This is a genomic window from Nesterenkonia sp. YGD6 (assembly GCF_022565895.1).
Taxonomy (GTDB): Bacteria; Actinomycetota; Actinomycetes; order Actinomycetales; family Micrococcaceae; genus Nesterenkonia.
Window position 1 is genome coordinate 63,354 of sequence record NZ_JAJOYY010000001.1, and the last position, 16,749, is coordinate 80,102.

Below are 16,749 nucleotides of genomic sequence, written 5' to 3' on the forward strand. Positions count from 1 at the left end.
TATTGTGCTGATAAGCGAGTTGATGGACTGGCACGACACTGGACCAGGATGGTTCGTGCTCGAGCCTATAACAGTCAGCCTGTGAGTGAAATGGCACGATCCGAGGGCTTGACCGGGGCCGGAAGCCTGGTCGCGCCTTCGAGATATTCATCCACCTTCGCGGCTGCTGCGCGGCCCTCGGCGATGGCCCAGACCACCAGGGAGGCTCCACGTCCGGCGTCGCCGACGGCGAAGACGCCCTCCACGGAGGTCTGGTAGTCCTCCGCCCGGGTGATGTTCCCGCGGCGGTCGAAGTCGAGGGAGAGCTGCTCGGTGAGCGTGTCAGATTCCGCCCCGGTGAATCCCAGGGCCAGCAGCACCAGGTCAGCGGGGATCTCGTGCTCGCTGTCGGGCTTGGGCGAGCGGGAGCCGTCGGGGTTGTACTGGGTCTCGGCGACCTTCAGGGCGCGCACGTGGCCGAGCTCATCGGCGACGAACTCCACGGTCGAGGCCAGGTAGCTGCGCTCCCCGCCCTCCTCGTCGGCGCTGGTGAGTTCGAAGACCCGCGGGTCCATCGGCCAGGGCTCATTCTCGGGTCGCTCCGAGGGGAGCTCCTTGCCGATGGCCAGGGTGGTCACCGAGGCCGCTCCGTGGCGGTGGGCGGTGCCGATGCAGTCGGCGCCGGTGTCACCGCCGCCGAGGACCACGACGTGCTTGCCGTCGGCGCGGATCTGGTCGGCGACCTCGTCTCCGGAGGTGGCCTTGTTGGACTGGACCAGGTACTCCATGGCGAAGTGGACCCCGTCGAGCTCGCGCCCGGTGATGCCCAGGTCGCGCGGGACCATGGCGCCGGTGGCCAGGATCACGGCGTCGTAGCTGGCCTCCAGGGCGTCCCAGGTGATGTCGGCGCCGATCTCGGTGGAGGTGTAGAAGCGGGTGCCCTCGGCGCGCATCTGGTCGATGCGGAACTCCACGTGGTGCTTCTCCATCTTGAAGTCCGGGATGCCATAGCGCAGCAGCCCGCCGAGCCGGTCGTCGCGCTCGTAGACGGCCACGGTGTGCCCGGCGCGGGTGAGCTGCTGGGCGGCGGCGAGGCCTGCCGGGCCGGAGCCGACCACGGCGACGGTCTTGCCGGTGAGCCGCTGGGGCAGCACCGGTTCGACGTAGCCGCGAGCGATCGCCTCATCGGCGATGGAGACCTCGGACTGCTTGATCGTCACTGCGGGCTGGTTGATCCCCAGCACGCAGGAGGTCTCACAGGGTGCCGGGCAGATCCGCCCGGTGAACTCCGGGAAGTTGTTGGTCATGTGCAGCCGGGAGGAGGCCTCCTCCCACTGGTCGCGCCAGATCAGGTCGTTCCACTCCGGGATCAGGTTCCCGAGCGGGCAGCCGGTGTGGCAGAAGGCGATGCCGCAGTCCATGCAGCGGCTGGCCTGGGTCTGTACGATGCCGCGCTCGTTGCGGTCGTAGACCTCGTTGAAGTCCATGATTCGGACCGGGATGGGGCGAGAGGGCCGGTCCTGGCGCTCTCGGTGCTTCAGGAATCCACGCGGATCAGCCACGGGTCGCCTCCAGAATCTTCTGCCATGCTGCGTCGCCATCGGGATCCAGGCCCTCGTCGAGGGCGCTGGAGCGGGCGCGGAGCACGGCGTCGTAGTTGCGCGGGAGCACCTTGGTGATGCGCGAATAGGTCGTCTCAAGGTCGTCGAGGAGGGCTTCGGCCACGGTGCTGCCGGTCTCCTCGTGATGGCGGCGCAGCAGGTCGCCGATGATGGCGCGATCCTCCTCATCGGGCTCGAGCAGCAGCAGGTCCCCGTTGATGCGGGCCTGCGAGTTGATCTTCTCCTCGTCGAAGTCCACCAGGAACGCGGTGCCTCCGGACATGCCTGCCCCGAAGTTGCGTCCGGTGGGTCCCAGGATGAGCGCCTGACCGCCGGTCATGTACTCACAGCCGTGGTCGCCGATTCCTTCGACCACGGCGGTGGCGCCGGAGTTGCGCACCAGGAAGCGTTCGCCGACCTGGCCGCGCAGGAACATCTCGCCGGCGGTGGCGCCGTAGCCGATCACGTTGCCGGCGATGACGTTCTTCTCGGCCACCAGCGGGGCCGAGGGGTCCGGGTGGGCGATGATCCGCCCGCCGGAGAGTCCCTTGCCCACGTAGTCGTTGGCGTCCCCGGCCAGGTGCAGGGTGATCCCGTGGGGAAGGAAGGCCCCGAGGGACTGGCCCGCCTCACCGGTGAGCTCGACGACGATGGTGTTGTTCTCCAGCATCTTCAGCCCCTGCGCCTTGGTCACCTCGTGGCCGAGCATGGTGCCCACCGAGCGGTCGGTGTTGATGACCTTCTTCTCGATGTGGACCTTCTCGCCGTGGGAGATGGCCGAACCGGCGAGTTCGATGAGACCCATGTCGAAGTGCTTCTCCAGCTCGTGGTCCTGCCCGCGGGTGCGGCGCAGCATCGAGGCGGTCACCGGGTCGTTGGGGTCGTAGCTGTCCAGCACGGCGCCGAGGTCGAGCCCGGTGGTCTTCCAGTGCCGCTTGGCGTCGTCCATGTCGATGGCGTCGACGTGGCCGATCGCCTCGTCCAGGGTGCGGAAGCCCAGTTCGGCCAGGTATTCGCGCACCTCCTGGGCGACGAACTCGAAGAAGTTCACCACGTGGTCGGCCTGACCGGTATAGCGGTCGCGCAGCACCGGGTTCTGCGTGGCCACGCCCACCGGGCAGGTGTCCAGGTGGCAGACCCGCATCATGATGCAGCCCGAGACCACCAGCGGGGCGGTGGCGAAGCCGTATTCCTCGGCACCGAGCAGCGCCGCGATGATCACGTCACGCCCGGTCTTGAGCTGACCGTCCACCTGCACGGTGACGCGTTCGCGCAGCCCGTTGAGCATCAGCGTCTGCTGCGCCTCGGCCAGCCCGAGCTCCCAGGGGGTGCCCGCGTGCTTGAGCGAGTTCAGCGGCGAGGCGCCGGTGCCGCCGTCGTGCCCGGAGATCAGCACGACGTCGGCCTTGGCCTTGGTCACGCCGGCCGCCACGGTGCCCACTCCGTGCAGGGAGACCAGCTTCACGTGGACCCGGGCGCCGGTGTTGGCGCGCTTGAGGTCGAAGATCAGCTGGGCCAGGTCCTCGATGGAGTAGATGTCGTGGTGCGGCGGTGGGGAGACCAGCGCGACGCCGGGGGTGGAGTGCCGGGTCTCGGCCACCCAGGGATAGACCTTCTTGCCCATGAGCTGGCCGCCCTCGCCGGGCTTGGCACCTTGGGCCATCTTGATCTGCAGGTCATCGGCGTGGGTGAGGTACTGGCTGGTGACGCCGAAGCGTCCGGAGGCGATCTGCTTGACCGCCGAGCGCCGCTCGGGGTCCTCCAGCCGGGCCGGGTGCTCGCCTCCCTCACCGGTGTTCGAGCGTGCGCCGAGCCGGTTCATCGCGATCGCGAGGGTCTCGTGGGCCTCCTGGGAGATGGAGCCGTAGCTCATCGCCCCGGTGTTGAACCGTTTGACGATCTCCGCGACCGATTCGACCTCTTCGATGGGCACCGGCGGGCGCTCGGAGCTGAGCTTGAAGAGTCCGCGCAGGGTCAGCAGCGCCTCGGACTGGTCATCGATGGCCTTGGAGTACTGCTTGAAGATGTCGTAGCGGCGGGTCTTTGTGGAGTGCTGCAGCTTGAAGACGGTCTGCGGGTTGAACAGGTGCGGCGGGCCTTCGCGGCGCCACTGGTACTCGCCGCCGATCTCGAGCTCGTTGCCCCGGCCGAGGTCGTTGCCGTCGGCCGGGTAGGCGCGCGCGTGCCGCTCGAGGGTCTCGGTGGAGAGCACGTCGAGCCCAACCCCGCCCATGGGCGAGTGGGTGCCGGAGAAGTACTGGTCCACCACGTTCTGGGCCAGGCCCACGGCTTCGAAGGTCTGCGCGCCGCAGTAGGAGGCGACGGTGGAGATGCCCATCTTGGACATGATCTTCAGCACGCCCTTGCCCAGCGCGGTGAGCAGGTTGTGCACCGCCTGCTCCTCGTCGACCGCGGTCAGGTCGCCGCGGCGGACCATGTCCTCGGCGGTCTCCATGGCCAGGTAGGGGTTCACCGCTGCGGCGCCGTAGCCGATCAGGCAGGCCACGTGGTGGACCTCACGCACGTCTCCGGCCTCCACGATCAGCGAGACCTTGGTGCGGTTGGCGGACTTCAGCAGGTGGTGGTGGATCGCGGAGAGCACCAGCAGCGACGGGATCGGCGCCCACTGGGCGTTGGAGTCGCGGTCGGAGATCACGATGTAGCTGACCCCGCGGTTGACCGCGGCGGAGACCTTCTCGCAGATCTCGCGGATCCGCTGGCGCAGCTCTTCCTCCCTGGACCCGGCGCGGTAGAGCGCGCGGACCTTCAGTGCGATCTTCGCGCCGTCCTCGTTGCGGATGTTAGCGATCTTGGCGAGCTCGTCGTTGTTGATCACCGGGAAGTCCAGGGCGACCTGCCGGGAGCGGACCTGCTCGTTGGAGAGCAGGTTGCCGTTGGGACCGATGTGCAGCGCCAGGGAGGTGACCAGCTCCTCCCGGATGGCGTCCAGCGGCGGGTTGGTCACCTGGGCGAAGGTCTGCATGAAGTAGTCGAAGAGCAGCCGGGGCCGGTCGGCGAGCACCGCGATGGGGGTGTCGGTGCCCATGGCGCCCAGCGGCTCCGCGCCGGCGGTGGCCATCGGCCCGATCAGCACGCGGAGCTCTTCGTGGGTGTAGCCGAAGGTCTGCTGGCGCAGCCGGACCGACTCGGAGGGGTGGCGGACGTGCAGCCGCTCCGGGAGGTCGGCGAGCTTGACCAGGTTCTCCTGGACCCAGTCGGCCCAGGGTGCCGAGGAGGCGAGATCGGCCTTGATCTCCGCATCTTCGATGATCCGGCCCTCAACGGTGTCGAGCAGCAGCATCATGCCCGGGGCGACACGGCCCTTGCGCACGATGGAAGAGGGCTCCAGGTCCAGGACACCGACCTCGGAGGACATCACGACCAGGCCGTCGTCGGTGACCCAGTAGCGGGCCGGGCGCAGTCCGTTGCGGTCGAGCATCGCGCCGACCTGCTGACCGTCGGTGAAGGCGATCGCGGCGGGGCCGTCCCAGGCCTCCATGAGCTGTGCGTGGTACTGGTAGAACGCCCGCAGATCGGGGTCCATGGTCTCGTGGTTCTCCCAGGCCTCGGGGATCATCATCCGCATCGCCTGGGCCAGCGGCCGGCCGGAGAGCATCAGCAGCTCGGCGGCCTCGTCGAAGCTGGTGGAGTCCGAGGCGCCGGGGGTGCAGATCGGGAACAGCGACTCCGGGTCCTCGCCGAGCAGCTCCGAGGCCATCATGGACTGCCGGGCGCGCATCCAGTTGCGGTTGCCCTTGACGGTGTTGATCTCGCCGTTGTGCGCGATGTTGCGCAGCGGCTGGGCCAGCGGCCAGGAGGGGAAGGTGTTGGTGGAGAAGCGGGAGTGGACGATGCCCAGGGTGGTCTTGTACCGCTCATCCGAGAGGTCCGGGAAGAAGGGCTCCAGCTGCGCGGTGGTGAGCATCCCCTTATAGGTGATGGTCTTCGAGGACAGCGAGGGGAAGTAGACCCCGAGCCGGTTCTGTCCGCGCTTGCGCAGCCGCCATCCACGCTGGTCCAGCGTGCCCGAGCCGGACTCCTGGTAGGCGATGGAGTCCTCGGCCGCGAAGCCGAGGAAGACCTGCCGGAAGTACGGCATCGACTCCTTGGCCAGGGTGCCGATCATCGAGGCGTCGACCGGGACATCTCGCCAGCCCAGCACGATCAGGCCCTGTTCCTCGGCGAGGTCGCCGAAGCTGACGCACATCGCCTCGCGCTCGGCGGGTGACTGCGGCAGGAACGCGGTGCCGGCGAGGTACTCCCCCATCGGCGGGAGCTCGAACTCGGTGACCGCGCGGAAGAACTCGTCCGGGATCTGGGTGAGCAGCCCGGCACCGTCGCCGGTGCCCACGTCGCCGCCCACGGCGCCGCGGTGTTCTAGGTTGCGCAGCGCCACGAGGGCGTGGTCCACGATGTCGTGGCCCGGCTCGCCGCGCAGCGTGGCCACGGCGGCCATGCCGCAGTTCTCGTGCTCGTTGGCGGGGTCGTAGAGCCCAGACTTCTCAGGGAAAGCGGCAAAGCGCTGATAGGGACTCATGATCTGGAGCGGGTCTGCCGTGGCAGCCGCGCCTGTTCCCGGTGATCCGAGAGTAGACATGAAGGTCTTCCTTCCTCCGCATGCGGACGTTTCATGGGGAGGGGACATCGTCGGCCCCTTCTATGGTGCACGGTGTCTGAGCTCATTCTCCCAGTTCTTCGGGACTGTGGCGTCCCGGTCTGCGAAGAACTCCTCAGGCTCCGTCGGTCTTCGGTCCTGCATGACGCAGTCACCCTGTGACCCAGCCACACTGTGACGTTCGCGCTATACGGGGGTGTGTCCCGGCGCTTGACGGCAACGGCGCGGATTGGTCGGCGCGCCGCCGTCGTGGCCCTGGCGCTGACGCCAGGGAATGAGACCAATCTTCCAACCCGGACCTGCCGGTGGCAAGTCCGATCTCAGGATCTGGGACTGTCCGTCTCAGTCGAACCGGCAGGATCAGCACCCGGTTCGCCGCTGTCGACCGCGCCGGGAGCGGTGCTGTCAGCGGGCGTGTCGGTGGTGGTCACACCGGGCGTGTCAGCGGTGGTCGCACCGGTGGTCACGCCGGTCGCGGCGGTCGCGGCGGTGCCAGCACCGGGCTGTGCGGCGGCATCGCCGGGCTGCGCGGAGACGTCAGCGGTCTCCAGCGGGGCCTCGCCGGCTGCCTCTCCGGTCCTGGAGTCAGCCGCCAGCGCGGCGTGGTCCTCGGATCCGCGCGGACCCTGCCCGGGACGGTAGATCTCCATCTCCTCGGCCAGCGCCGCCTCGGTGCGCGGGCGTCGGCTCCAGAGCCAGATCAGCATGCTCAGCGCCAGCAGGAACAGGAACACCGACATCCACATGTTCAAGCGCCATTCGATGCCGAAGATGTTGATCCACTGGGTGGACTTGTTCATCTCATCCACGCGCAGCGACTCGATCCAGAAGCGACCCAGCGAGTAGTAGGCCACGTAGGTCCAGGTGAGCAGGCCCTGCTTCACGGCGAAGCGGCGGTAGAGCGCGATCAGCAGGAAGAACCCGATCAGGTTCCAGATGCTCTCGTAGAGGAAGGTGGGGTGATACAGGGTGGACTCGCTCGCGCCCAGCGGCGGCGCCTGGTGGCGCTGGGTGGTGTCGATCGCCAGACCCCAGGGAAGGTTGGTGGGAGCACCGTAGAGCTCCTGGTTGAAGTAGTTGCCCCAGCGTCCGATGGCCTGGGCCAGGATCACGCCGGGCACGATCACATCGGCGAACGCGCCGAACTTCATCCCGTAGCGACGGCAGGCAAACCAGACCCCGACGGCGCCCAGCGCGACGGCGCCGACGATGCCCAGACCGCCCAGCCAGACCTGCGGGATCAGCGAGAGGTCGCCGTTCTCCCCGAAGTACGCGTCTGGGGAGGTGATCACGTGATAGAGCCGACCGCCCACGATGCCCAGCAGCACGGCCCAGATGAGCGCGTCGAAGACGTTCTCGGGACTGCCGCCGCGTGACTTCCAGAGCCGGCTGGAGACGAAGTACGCCACCAGGATGCCCAGACCGATCGCCAGACCGTAGAACCCGATCCGCAGCGGGCCGACGATGTCGATCCCGTCTGTGGGCGGGGAGGGGAAGGCTGCGCTGATCTGCGCCGTCGCCGAGGCGGTGGCCTCAGCGGCGGTCTGCAGGGCGCTGACCGGACTTGAAGTGAGAGACACGGTGTCCTTTCGCGGTGGTGGGTCACCCTCCCCCGGCTGAGCTGGGGACGAGCTGAATTCGTGATCCGGTGCAGTCTATGGCCTGAGCCTGCTCAGTGCGACCAGCGGGCGGGCCGCACCCAGGAACGGCCCTAGGAGCGGTCCGGGTACCGCCTGAGGTGGGCGATGGCGGCTGCGAGGCCGCCCCAGACCGTGGCCAGGGCCACGATCATCATGATCAGTGCGTCGGTCTCCATCAGCTCATGCCTCCCTCTCGGTCGACGAGGTTCTCGGTCTCAGGCTCTTCCTCGAGCGCCTCGGCATGCAGCGCGGAGCCTTCTCGCCAGGGCAGAGCGGTCATCACGACGGCGGCCACCGCCACGAAGGCCAGGGCTCCCCAGCCGAAGGTCATCACGACCCAGGTGTCGAATCCGCCGTAGCCCTCGGTGACCTTGGAGCGGATGTCCATCACCAGGAGCACGCCCAGGACCACCGGGATGACCACGCCGATCAGCGACTTCCAGATCAGTCCCAGCCGGATCGAGCCGTAGGCGTTCATCCCGGCGGCCAGCACATCGAGGCGTCGGAAGCCCCAGGTGACGGCGACGACCGCGATGAAGGCTGCGGCGACGATGCCTACGTTGTTGGAGAACGCGTCGATCACGTCGAGCACCGTGAGCCCGGAGACCCCGCCGAGCAGCACCACGGAGATCAGCGCGCTGGATCCTCCGACGAGGCCGACCGTCACCGGTCGGGACCAACCCGTCTTGTCCTTGACCGAGGAGATCGCCACCTCCAGCACCGAGATCTGCGAGGTGATGCCGGCCAGGGTCAGCGAGCCGAAGAAGAGCACGCCGAGCAGGGCGGAGGCCGGGGCCTCGGTGATGATGGTCGGGAAGGCGACGAAGGCCAGCCCGAGCCCGGAGGAGGCGACCTCGTCCACGGCGGTGTTCGCGGCGACGGCGATGAAGCCCAGTGCGGAGAAGACCCCGATGGCGGCGAGCAGCTCGAAGGAGGAGTTCGCGAACCCGACGACCAGTCCCGAGCCGGTGGCGTTGGACCTGCGCCGCAGATAGGAGGCGTAGGTGATCATGATGCCGAAGCCCACCGAGAGGCTGAAGAAGATCTGTCCGTAGGCCTGGATCCAGACGGTGCCGCTGGTCAGCGCGGACCAGTCGGGGGTGAACAGGGCGTTGAGCCCGGTGAGCGCTCCGTCGAGGGTGAGCGAGTAGCCGACCAGGATCAGGAACATCACGAACAGCACCGGTATCCCATACATGGAGACCCGGGCGATGCCGCGCCGCACGCCGAGCCCAAGCGCGACGAGCAGCACCATCCAGACGGCGATCAGCGGCCATCCCACCTGCGCCACGAAGTCCAGTGAGAGCCCGGAGCCTTCGGTGCCCGCCCCGTCGTACTGGAGGTATTCGGTGAAGAAGAAGCTCTCGGCATCATCGCCCCAGGCCTGGGTGAAGGAATACCAGGTGTACATGGCCGCCCAGGCGATGATGGCCGCGTAGTAGATGGAGATCAGGAAGCAGATCCCGACCTGGATCCAGCCGATCGGCTCGGCGTGCCGGTGCAGCCGCTTGAAGGCCAGCGGCGGGGATCCGCGGAACCGGTGGCCCAGGGCGTAGTCGAAGAGCAGGATCGGCAGCCCGGCGGTGAGCAGCGCGATCAGGTAGGGGATCAGGAACGCCCCGCCGCCGTTCTCGTAGGTGACGTAGGGGAAGCGCCAGATGTTCCCCAGACCCACGGCGGAGCCCACGGCCGCCAGGATGAAGACGGTCCGGGAGTTGAAGCTCTCCCGGATCCGAGTCCGTGCCGGCGTACGTGGGGTCATCGAGGCGTCTCGGCCCCGGTGAGCTCGGCGGTCAGGGCGGCCACGGCGGCGGGGCCGCCGTCGCGCAGCGCGGCGACCAGTGCGGTGCCCACGATGACGCCGTCGGCGTAGCGGCCGATCTCCTCGACATGGGCCCGGGTGGAGACCCCGAGTCCGACGCAGACCCGCTCGGCGCCCGCCTCGCGGGCCGCGCTGACCACGCGTTCCGCGGCGTCGGAGACCTGGTCGCGGGCTCCGGTCACGCCCATCACGGAGACGCCGTAGACGAAGCCGCGGGAGGCCGAGACGATCTGCGCCACCCGTTCCGCCGAGGAGGTCGGAGCGGTGAGGAACACCCGGTCCAGTCCATGCTTCTCGGTGGCGGCGATCCAGTCGCCGCCCTCATCGGGGATCAGGTCCGGGGTGATCGCGCCGGCGCCGCCGGCCTCGGCCAGACGCCGGGCGAACTCGTCGGCGCCCATCCGGTCGATCAGGTTGTAGTACGTCATCACCAGCACCGCGGCGTCGGTCGCCTCGACCACGGCCGCCACGATCTCGAAGACCTCGGGCAGCCGGAATCCACGGGCCAGCACCTCGGTGGTGGCCTGCTGGATGACCGGGCCGTCCATGACCGGATCGGAGTAGGGAACCCCGATCTCGATCACGTCGGCGCCGTTGCGAGCCAGCTCGATGGCGGCCGCGATGGAGGTCTCCTTGTCCGGGTAGCCGGCCGGCAGGTAGCCGATGAAGGCGGCCCGGCCCTGCGCGCGGGCGGCCTCGATCGCGTCCGCGGTCTTGGAGGAGGCGGTGGCGGAGGGGGCGGTCGGGGAGGTGGCCTGGGACACCGGTGCGCTCGACTGGGCGGGGGTGGCTTCGGTGCTCATGACTGGACTCCCGTCTCGGGTGCTTCGGAGGCGCTGTCGCCGGTGCGCTGCTGCGCCTCGGCTTCGGCGATCGGGTCGTTGGCCTGGCCCGGGAGCAGCCGGAACCATTCGGCGGCGGTCTCCACGTCCTTGTCGCCGCGCCCGGAGAGGTTGATGATGATGATCTTGCCTTCGCCGTCCGCGCCCCATTTGCGGGAGAGCCGGGCCGCGCCGGCCAGCGCGTGCGCCGATTCGATGGCAGGGATGATGCCTTCGGTGCGGCAGAGCAGCTCGAAGGAGGCCATGCACTCGGCGTCGGTCACCGGCTCGTAGATGGCGCGTCCGGTCTCGGCGAGGTACGCGTGCTCAGGACCGACCGAGGGGTAGTCCAGGCCGGCGGAGATCGAATGTGAGTCCACGGTCTGGCCGTCCTCGTCCTGCATCAGGAAGGAACGCGCACCGTGCAGCACGCCGGAGCGGCCCAGCGTGATGGCCGAGGCGTGCCGGCCGGTCTCGATCCCGTCGCCGCCGGCCTCGAAGCCGTAGAGCGCCACCTCGGGGTCGTCGAGGAACCCGTGGAAGAGGCCCATCGCATTCGAGCCGCCGCCCACGCAGGCCGCCACGGCGTCGGGCAGGCGTCCTTCCATGGCGAGGATCTGTTCACGGGCCTCGTCGCCGATCACCTGGTGGAACCAGCGGACCATCTCGGGGAACGGGTGCGGGCCGGCCACGGTGCCCAGCAGGTAGTGGGTGTGCTCCACCGAGGCCACCCAGTCGCGCAGCGCCTCGTTGATCGCGTCCTTCAACGTCTTCGCGCCGTGGTCCACCGGGATCACCTCGGCGCCGAGCAGCCGCATCCGGGCCACGTTCAGCGCCTGCCGGCGGGTGTCCTCGGAGCCCATGTAGACCACACAGTCCATGCCCATCAGCGCGGCGGCGGTGGCGGTGGCGACGCCGTGCTGGCCTGCGCCGGTCTCGGCGATCAGCCGGGTCTTGCCCATGCGCTTGGCGAGCAGCGCCTGACCCAGCACGTTGTTGATCTTGTGCGAGCCGGTGTGGTTGAGGTCCTCGCGCTTGAGGAAGATCCGGGCGGGGCCGGCCTCGGCGGCGAAGCGTGAGACCTCGGTCAGCAGCGAGGGGCGCCCGGTGTAGTCCCGGCCGAGGCGGTGGACCTCGGCGAGGAACTCCGGATCCTGCTTCGCCTCACGGAAGGTCTGTTCCACCTCATCAAGGGCGGCGACGAGCGATTCCGGCATCCAGCGTCCGCCGAAGTTCCCGAAATAGGGCCCTTCGTGGTCGCGGTACTTCTGTGTCTCCTCAGCGGGAGCGCTCATGGTCTCTCCTCGATGTTCTCCGCCGCTCTGGTCATCCAGCACGGCGCCGGTGGAATTCTGCGTCGCCCGAGAAGGGCGGATGCTCAGACCTGCTGAAGCTCTGCGTGGACGAAGCTCAGACGAGGCTTGCGGTGCGGAAGCTGCGCAGCGCCGTCTCCGGCTCGCCGTCCTTGACCAGGGCCTCTCCGACCAGGACGGCGTCGGCGCCCTGGGCGGAGTAGTCGGCGACCACCTGCGCGGAGGTCACGCCGGATTCTGCGATCCGCACCACATCCTCGGGCAGGTGCTGGGCCATCGTGGCGTAGTGCGCGACGTCGACCTCCAGGGTCTTGAGGTTGCGCACGTTGACTCCGACGATCTTGGCGCCCAGCGCGACGGCGCGCGCGATCTCTTCCTCGGTGTGCGCCTCGACCAGGGCTTCCATGCCCAGGTCGTGGGTCAGGGCGAGGAAGTCACGCAGCGTGTCGTCGTCGAGGGCCGCGACGATGAGCAGCACCAGGTCCGCGCCGTGGGCGCGGGCCTCGTAGAACTGGTACTCCTCGACCATGAAGTCTTTGCGCAGCACCGGGATCTCCACGGCGGCGCGCACCGCGTCGAGGTCGGCCAGGCTGCCGTTGAAGCGCCGTCCTTCGGTGAGCACGCTGATCACTGCGGCCCCGCCGTCCTGGTAGGACCGGGCGAGCTTGGCCGGATCGGGGATCTCGGCCAGCGCACCCTTCGAGGGTGAGGAGCGCTTCACCTCGGCGATGATCCGCACGCCGTGCGGGTCCTCGCGTCCCGCCAGGAGCGCGGCATGGGCGTCGAGCGCGGGAGGCGCAGCGGCCGCCGCTGCGACGATCTGCTCATGCGGAACCGAGGCGCGGCGCGCCTGGAGGTCTTCGCGGACCCCTGCGATGATCGAGTCGAGGACGCTCACCATTCAGCGTGCGGCGGTTTCTGGCCGCCGCTTGTCCTTGCCGCCGCGGGTGTTGTCCGGGCTGGCCGGACCCTGGTGGGCACGGGCGCTCTCGCCGTTCTTGAGCACCGCTGTGGAATCCATCTCCACGCCGTAGCCCTTGGCCTTGAGCACGAGGCCCAGGATGATCGCCAGCGGGAGGAAGAGGATCGAGATCCAGACCAACACCCAGACCTCGAGCACCATGCCGAGCCCGGCGATGATCGAACCGACGATGAGGGTCAGGCTCAGCGCCCAGGCTGCAGGGGTGGAGCCGTGGCCGATGTGATCGTGATGGATGAACTCATCATCGATCTTCTCGCCGGGAGCTGGCTCGGTGTCGCGCAGAGCATTGGTGTTGGCCATTCTGGTCCTCTCTAGAACGTGCGGCAGTGCTCATTCAATTCTGCGACCCATTCTGCCACGTATGGATGCGCCTCGTCGTCGGTGACGTCGCGACGCGAAACCTTCAGCGACCAGGGCCGCCGGGGTTTCAGCGGCGGGGGTCTGTGGGGTCCTGGCCGTCGGAGAGCCCGTCCCAGAGGTCGAACTCGTCGGGTCCGGACTCGGGACCGCCGTCACCGCGCTTCGCGGCCGGAGTCTGTGAGGTGCCCTCCTGGCCGGCCTCGACCGACCCGCCGTCGGGGGCATCACCGTCGAGCTGGCCCTGAGCGCCGTCCTCGGCGGTGCTGACCTGGTATCTGCGGGACTTGCGGTCCGGCCAGCGATGGGAGACGACCAGCAGCGCGAGCGAGGCGATGAGCAGCAGCAGCGCGCCGATGAAGCCCAACCAGACGGCCATGCTCAGCTCGTAGCGCGCGGCGTCGGCGGTGGTGCCGGTGATGTCGCCCAGCGCCGCGGAGGCCGCATTGGCCGGGTCCGCGAGCACCGAGCGGATGGCCAGCAGCGCGATGACGGCGGCGCCGAAGAGCACCGAGCCGATGACGACGCGGCCCAGCCGCTTCGCGATCGTGACCGCGACGCCTGCGGCGAGCCCGACCAGGCCCATGGCGGTGACGGTCTCGACCAGCTCGGCGCCGGTGATGGCCACTTCCTGGACCGTGGAGGTGGAGCCCAGGCCGTAGGCGTGCACCCAGGTCATGGTGGATGAGATCAGCAGCAGCGCGCCGCCGAGCAGGGACATCAGCACCACGCCGCGACGTGTCATGATCCTGCGGAGTCGCGAGGCGATCGAGGAGCCGCGGCCTTCGGGGCCGGGGTTCTCCGGGGACGGGGTGGTCTTGCTCATGTGTGCTCCAGACGATCGGCGGCCAGCACCGCGCGCAGCGGTGCGGCGGCCTTGTTCACGGTTTCCTCACGTTCGGCGTCGTCGTCGGAATCGGCCACGATGCCTCCGCCGGCCTGCACGTAGGCCCGACCGCCCTTCAGCAGCGCGGAGCGGATCGCGATGGCGGCGTCCATCCGTCCGGAGAGGTCGAAGTAGCCGACCACTCCCCCGTAGATCCCGCGCCGGGTGGGCTCCCAGGCGTCGAGCAGCTGCAGCGCGCGCGGCTTCGGCGCCCCGGAGAGCGTGCCGGCGGGGAAGGTCGCGGAGAGCACGTCATAGGCGCTGTGCTCGGGTGCGAGTTCGCCCTGCACGTGGCTGGTCAGGTGCATCACGTGGCTGAAGCGCTCCACCGCCATGAACCGGGTGACCTGGACCGAGCCGGGGACGCAGACCTTGGCCAGGTCGTTGCGCGCCAGGTCCACCAGCATGATGTGCTCGGCGCGCTCCTTCTGGTCCGCCAGCAGGTCCTCGGCGAGCTCAGCATCCTGCCTCGGGGTCTCCCCGCGGGGGCGGGTGCCGGCGATCGGGTGGGTGATCACGGTGGTGTCCTCCACGGTGACCAGCGCCTCCGGGGAGGCCCCGACGAGCTGGTAGGGCTCGCCGTCGGGGGTCTCGAAGTGCATCAGGTACATGTACGGGCTGGGGTTCAGCAGCCGCAGCATCCGATAGACGGCGAGGGCGTCGACGTCGGTCTCGACCTCGAAACGTCGGGAGACCACGATCTGGAAGACCTCGCCGTCGATGATGGCCTGCTTGGCCTTGCCCAGGGTGGCTAGGTATTCGTTCTGGTCCCAGGCGTGGACGACCCGGTCGGTGAGGTCCTGCTTCACGGCCGCACCCCAGTGCGGCTGGGCGGTGGAGATCACCGGTGCGACCGGTTCGGCGAGCGTCGCGCTCATCCGGTGCAGCCGGGCGACGGCGTCGGCGTAGGCTCCCTCGGCGCCGGTGTCCTGGCCGTCGAAGTTGATCGCGTTGGCCACCAGGGTGACGGTGCCGTCGCGGTTGTCATGCACCGCGAGGTCCGAGACCAGGTTCATCGCCATCTCCGGGACGTGGAGGTCGTCGGTGGGCGGGTGGGGCAGCTTCTCCCAGTGTCGGATGACGTCCCAGCCGGCGTAGCCGACCAGGCCCGAAGTCAGGTGCGGCAGCTCCTCGATGAAGGGCCGACCCGGGGTCGCGCGTGCGGCGGCCTCGGCGGCTCCAGCGGCGGTGCCGTCCGGGCTGTGCGTGGCGGCGTCCGGGCCGTGCGTGGCGGTGCCGGAGAGGAAGTCCAGGGTGTCGCGCAGCACCGCGGCGGTGGTGCCCTCACGCGGAGTTCCGACCGGGGGCTCCCCGATCCAGTGTGCGGCGCCGTCCTTCTCGCTGAGCGTGGCGGAGGAGCTCACGCCGATGAAGGAGTGCCGGGACCAGGCGGCGCCGGGGGCGGCGGACTCCATCAGGAAGGTGCCCGGGCGGGCGGCTCCGGCGTCGTCGGTGGCCAGCGCCCGGTAGATGCTCAGCGGGGTGTGGGAGTCGGCGAGCAGCGTCATGGACACCGGGATCACCCGGTGATCGTGGGCCAGCTCGAGGAACTCCTTCGCTCCGGGGACCACGGTGCCGAGGTCATGCATCGGTGATCTCCCGTCCGGTGAAGCAGGCGGTGGTGCCGGTGTGGCAGGCCGGTCCGGACTGCTGGACCCGCATCAGCACGGTGTCGCCGTCGCAGTCCAGCGCGAGCGAGACCACCTGCTGCACGTTGCCGGAGGTCGCACCCTTGCGCCAGAGCTCCTGGCGGGACCGGGAGAAGTAGACGCCCTGTCGGGTGGCCAGGGTGATCCCCAGCGCCTCCTCGTTCATCCAGGCCAGCATCAGCACCTCGGAGGTCTCGGCGTCCTGGGTGATCACCGGCACGAGTCCGTCGGCGTTGAAGCGCACGGCCTCGCGCACCGCCCGTGGGAGGAGTGGCATCTCGGCTTCTTCGCTGCTGCTCATGCGGACCTCATCTCACCGGGTATCCGGCGGATCGAATGGCGTCTTTGACCTGGGCGATCATGTCATCGGGCCCGAAGTGGAACATCGAGGCGGCCAGCACCGCGTCGGCGCCGGCCGCGATGGCGGGCGGGAAGTGGGCCGGGACTCCGGCGCCGCCGGAGGCGATCAGCGGGACCCGGGTCACCGCGCGCACCGCGGAGATCATCTCGGTGTCGAAGCCGTCGCGGGTGCCGTCGGCGTCGATGGAGTTCAGCAGGATCTCCCCCACCCCGCGCTCGGCCGCGTCGCGGCACCACGCCAGCGCGTCGATCCCGGTGCCGGTGCGGCCGCCGTGGGTGGTGACCTCGAAGCCGGATTCGGTGGCGTCGCTGCGCCGGGCGTCGAGGGAGAGCACCAGGACCTGGTTGCCGAAGCGGCCGACGATCTCGTTGATCACCTCGGGGCGGGACACCGCGGCGGTGTTGATCGAGACCTTGTCGGCCCCGGTGCGCAGCAGCCGGTCCACATCTTGGGGCGAGCGGATGCCTCCGCCGACGGTGAGCGGGATGAAGACCTCTTCGGCGGTGCGGGTGACCACGTCGTAGGTGGTCTCCCGGTCGGCCGAGGAGGCGGTGACGTCGAGGAAGGTCAGCTCGTCGGCGCCGGCCCGGTTGTAGCGGTGGGCCAGCTCCACCGGGTCACCGGCGTCGCGGAGGTTCTCGAAGTTGACCCCCTTGACCACGCGACCGGCGTCGACGTCGAGACAGGGGATGACTCGGATTGAAAGTGTCATCTGCTGTCCCG

Annotated in this window: 13 protein-coding genes; all 13 read right to left on the reverse strand. The window is 69.1% G+C overall.

Features of this window, described 5'->3' with window-relative positions:
* Positions 1-74: 74 nt before the first annotated feature.
* Positions 75-1,541: a glutamate synthase subunit beta gene (locus LTI14_RS00300; protein WP_241469942.1), complete on the reverse strand. Its 1,467-nt coding sequence runs from the start codon at positions 1,539-1,541 to the stop codon at positions 75-77.
* Positions 1,534-6,177 (reverse strand): glutamate synthase large subunit, encoded by a 4,644-nt coding sequence (gltB, locus tag LTI14_RS00305; RefSeq protein WP_241475185.1) that lies wholly within the window; start codon positions 6,175-6,177, stop codon positions 1,534-1,536. The genes LTI14_RS00300 and gltB overlap by 8 nt, the downstream gene beginning before the upstream one ends.
* Before the next feature lie 338 nt (positions 6,178-6,515).
* Entirely contained in the window at positions 6,516-7,775 is a 1,260-nt protein-coding gene (gene lgt, locus LTI14_RS00310; RefSeq protein ID WP_241475187.1) for a prolipoprotein diacylglyceryl transferase, read from the reverse strand.
* 131 nt (positions 7,776-7,906) lie between these two features.
* Complete coding sequence (locus LTI14_RS00315) at positions 7,907-8,011, reverse strand: methionine/alanine import family NSS transporter small subunit (protein WP_241464360.1); 105 nt, start codon at positions 8,009-8,011, stop codon at positions 7,907-7,909.
* A complete protein-coding gene (locus LTI14_RS00320; protein ID WP_241464359.1) occupies positions 8,011-9,597 on the reverse strand; it encodes a sodium-dependent transporter in 1,587 nt (528 codons plus the stop codon). The genes LTI14_RS00315 and LTI14_RS00320 overlap by 1 nt, the downstream gene beginning before the upstream one ends.
* Positions 9,594-10,460, reverse strand: coding sequence for a tryptophan synthase subunit alpha (gene trpA / locus LTI14_RS00325; protein ID WP_241464358.1), 867 nt, complete (start codon positions 10,458-10,460; stop codon positions 9,594-9,596). The genes LTI14_RS00320 and trpA overlap by 4 nt, the downstream gene beginning before the upstream one ends.
* Complete coding sequence (trpB, locus tag LTI14_RS00330) at positions 10,457-11,773, reverse strand: tryptophan synthase subunit beta (RefSeq protein ID WP_241469946.1); 1,317 nt, start codon at positions 11,771-11,773, stop codon at positions 10,457-10,459. The genes trpA and trpB overlap by 4 nt, the downstream gene beginning before the upstream one ends.
* 115 nt (positions 11,774-11,888) lie before the next feature.
* Positions 11,889-12,692 carry an indole-3-glycerol phosphate synthase TrpC gene (trpC, locus tag LTI14_RS00335; protein ID WP_241469947.1) on the reverse strand — a complete coding sequence of 268 codons (804 nt, stop codon included), beginning with the start codon at positions 12,690-12,692 and terminating at the stop codon, positions 11,889-11,891.
* Positions 12,693-13,073, reverse strand: coding sequence for an HGxxPAAW family protein (locus LTI14_RS00340; protein ID WP_241464355.1), 381 nt, complete (start codon positions 13,071-13,073; stop codon positions 12,693-12,695).
* A 127-nt stretch (positions 13,074-13,200) separates the two neighbouring features.
* A complete protein-coding gene (locus LTI14_RS00345) occupies positions 13,201-13,956 on the reverse strand; it encodes a Trp biosynthesis-associated membrane protein (RefSeq protein WP_241475189.1) in 756 nt (251 codons plus the stop codon).
* The gene (locus LTI14_RS00350; protein ID WP_241475191.1) at positions 13,953-15,605 is read right to left on the reverse strand and encodes a chorismate-binding protein; all 1,653 of its coding nucleotides are present in this window, start codon (positions 15,603-15,605) and stop codon (positions 13,953-13,955) included. The genes LTI14_RS00345 and LTI14_RS00350 overlap by 4 nt, the downstream gene beginning before the upstream one ends.
* Positions 15,598-15,966: a phosphoribosyl-AMP cyclohydrolase gene (gene hisI / locus LTI14_RS00355; RefSeq protein WP_241469950.1), complete on the reverse strand. Its 369-nt coding sequence runs from the start codon at positions 15,964-15,966 to the stop codon at positions 15,598-15,600. The genes LTI14_RS00350 and hisI overlap by 8 nt, the downstream gene beginning before the upstream one ends.
* Before the next feature lie 7 nt (positions 15,967-15,973).
* Entirely contained in the window at positions 15,974-16,738 is a 765-nt protein-coding gene (gene hisF, locus LTI14_RS00360; protein ID WP_241464351.1) for an imidazole glycerol phosphate synthase subunit HisF, read from the reverse strand.
* Between the last annotated feature and the right edge of the window lie 11 nt (positions 16,739-16,749).

Bases quoted from the DNA above. Each gene is read 5' to 3' on its own strand.
- gltB (WP_241475185.1), bottom strand. From the start codon at position 6,177: ATGTCTACTCTCGGATCACCGGGAACAGGCGCGGCTGCCACGGCAGAC.
- LTI14_RS00315 (WP_241464360.1), bottom strand. From the start codon at position 8,011: ATGGAGACCGACGCACTGATCATGATGATCGTGGCCCTGGCCACGGTC.
- LTI14_RS00320 (WP_241464359.1), bottom strand. From the start codon at position 9,597: ATGACCCCACGTACGCCGGCACGGACTCGGATCCGGGAGAGCTTCAAC.
- trpA (WP_241464358.1), bottom strand. From the start codon at position 10,460: ATGAGCACCGAAGCCACCCCCGCCCAGTCGAGCGCACCGGTGTCCCAG.
- trpB (WP_241469946.1), bottom strand. From the start codon at position 11,773: ATGAGCGCTCCCGCTGAGGAGACACAGAAGTACCGCGACCACGAAGGG.
- trpC (WP_241469947.1), bottom strand. From the start codon at position 12,692: ATGGTGAGCGTCCTCGACTCGATCATCGCAGGGGTCCGCGAAGACCTC.
- LTI14_RS00340 (WP_241464355.1), bottom strand. From the start codon at position 13,073: ATGGCCAACACCAATGCTCTGCGCGACACCGAGCCAGCTCCCGGCGAG.
- LTI14_RS00345 (WP_241475189.1), bottom strand. From the start codon at position 13,956: ATGAGCAAGACCACCCCGTCCCCGGAGAACCCCGGCCCCGAAGGCCGC.
- LTI14_RS00350 (WP_241475191.1), bottom strand. From the start codon at position 15,605: ATGCATGACCTCGGCACCGTGGTCCCCGGAGCGAAGGAGTTCCTCGAG.
- hisI (WP_241469950.1), bottom strand. From the start codon at position 15,966: ATGAGCAGCAGCGAAGAAGCCGAGATGCCACTCCTCCCACGGGCGGTG.
- hisF (WP_241464351.1), bottom strand. From the start codon at position 16,738: ATGACACTTTCAATCCGAGTCATCCCCTGTCTCGACGTCGACGCCGGT.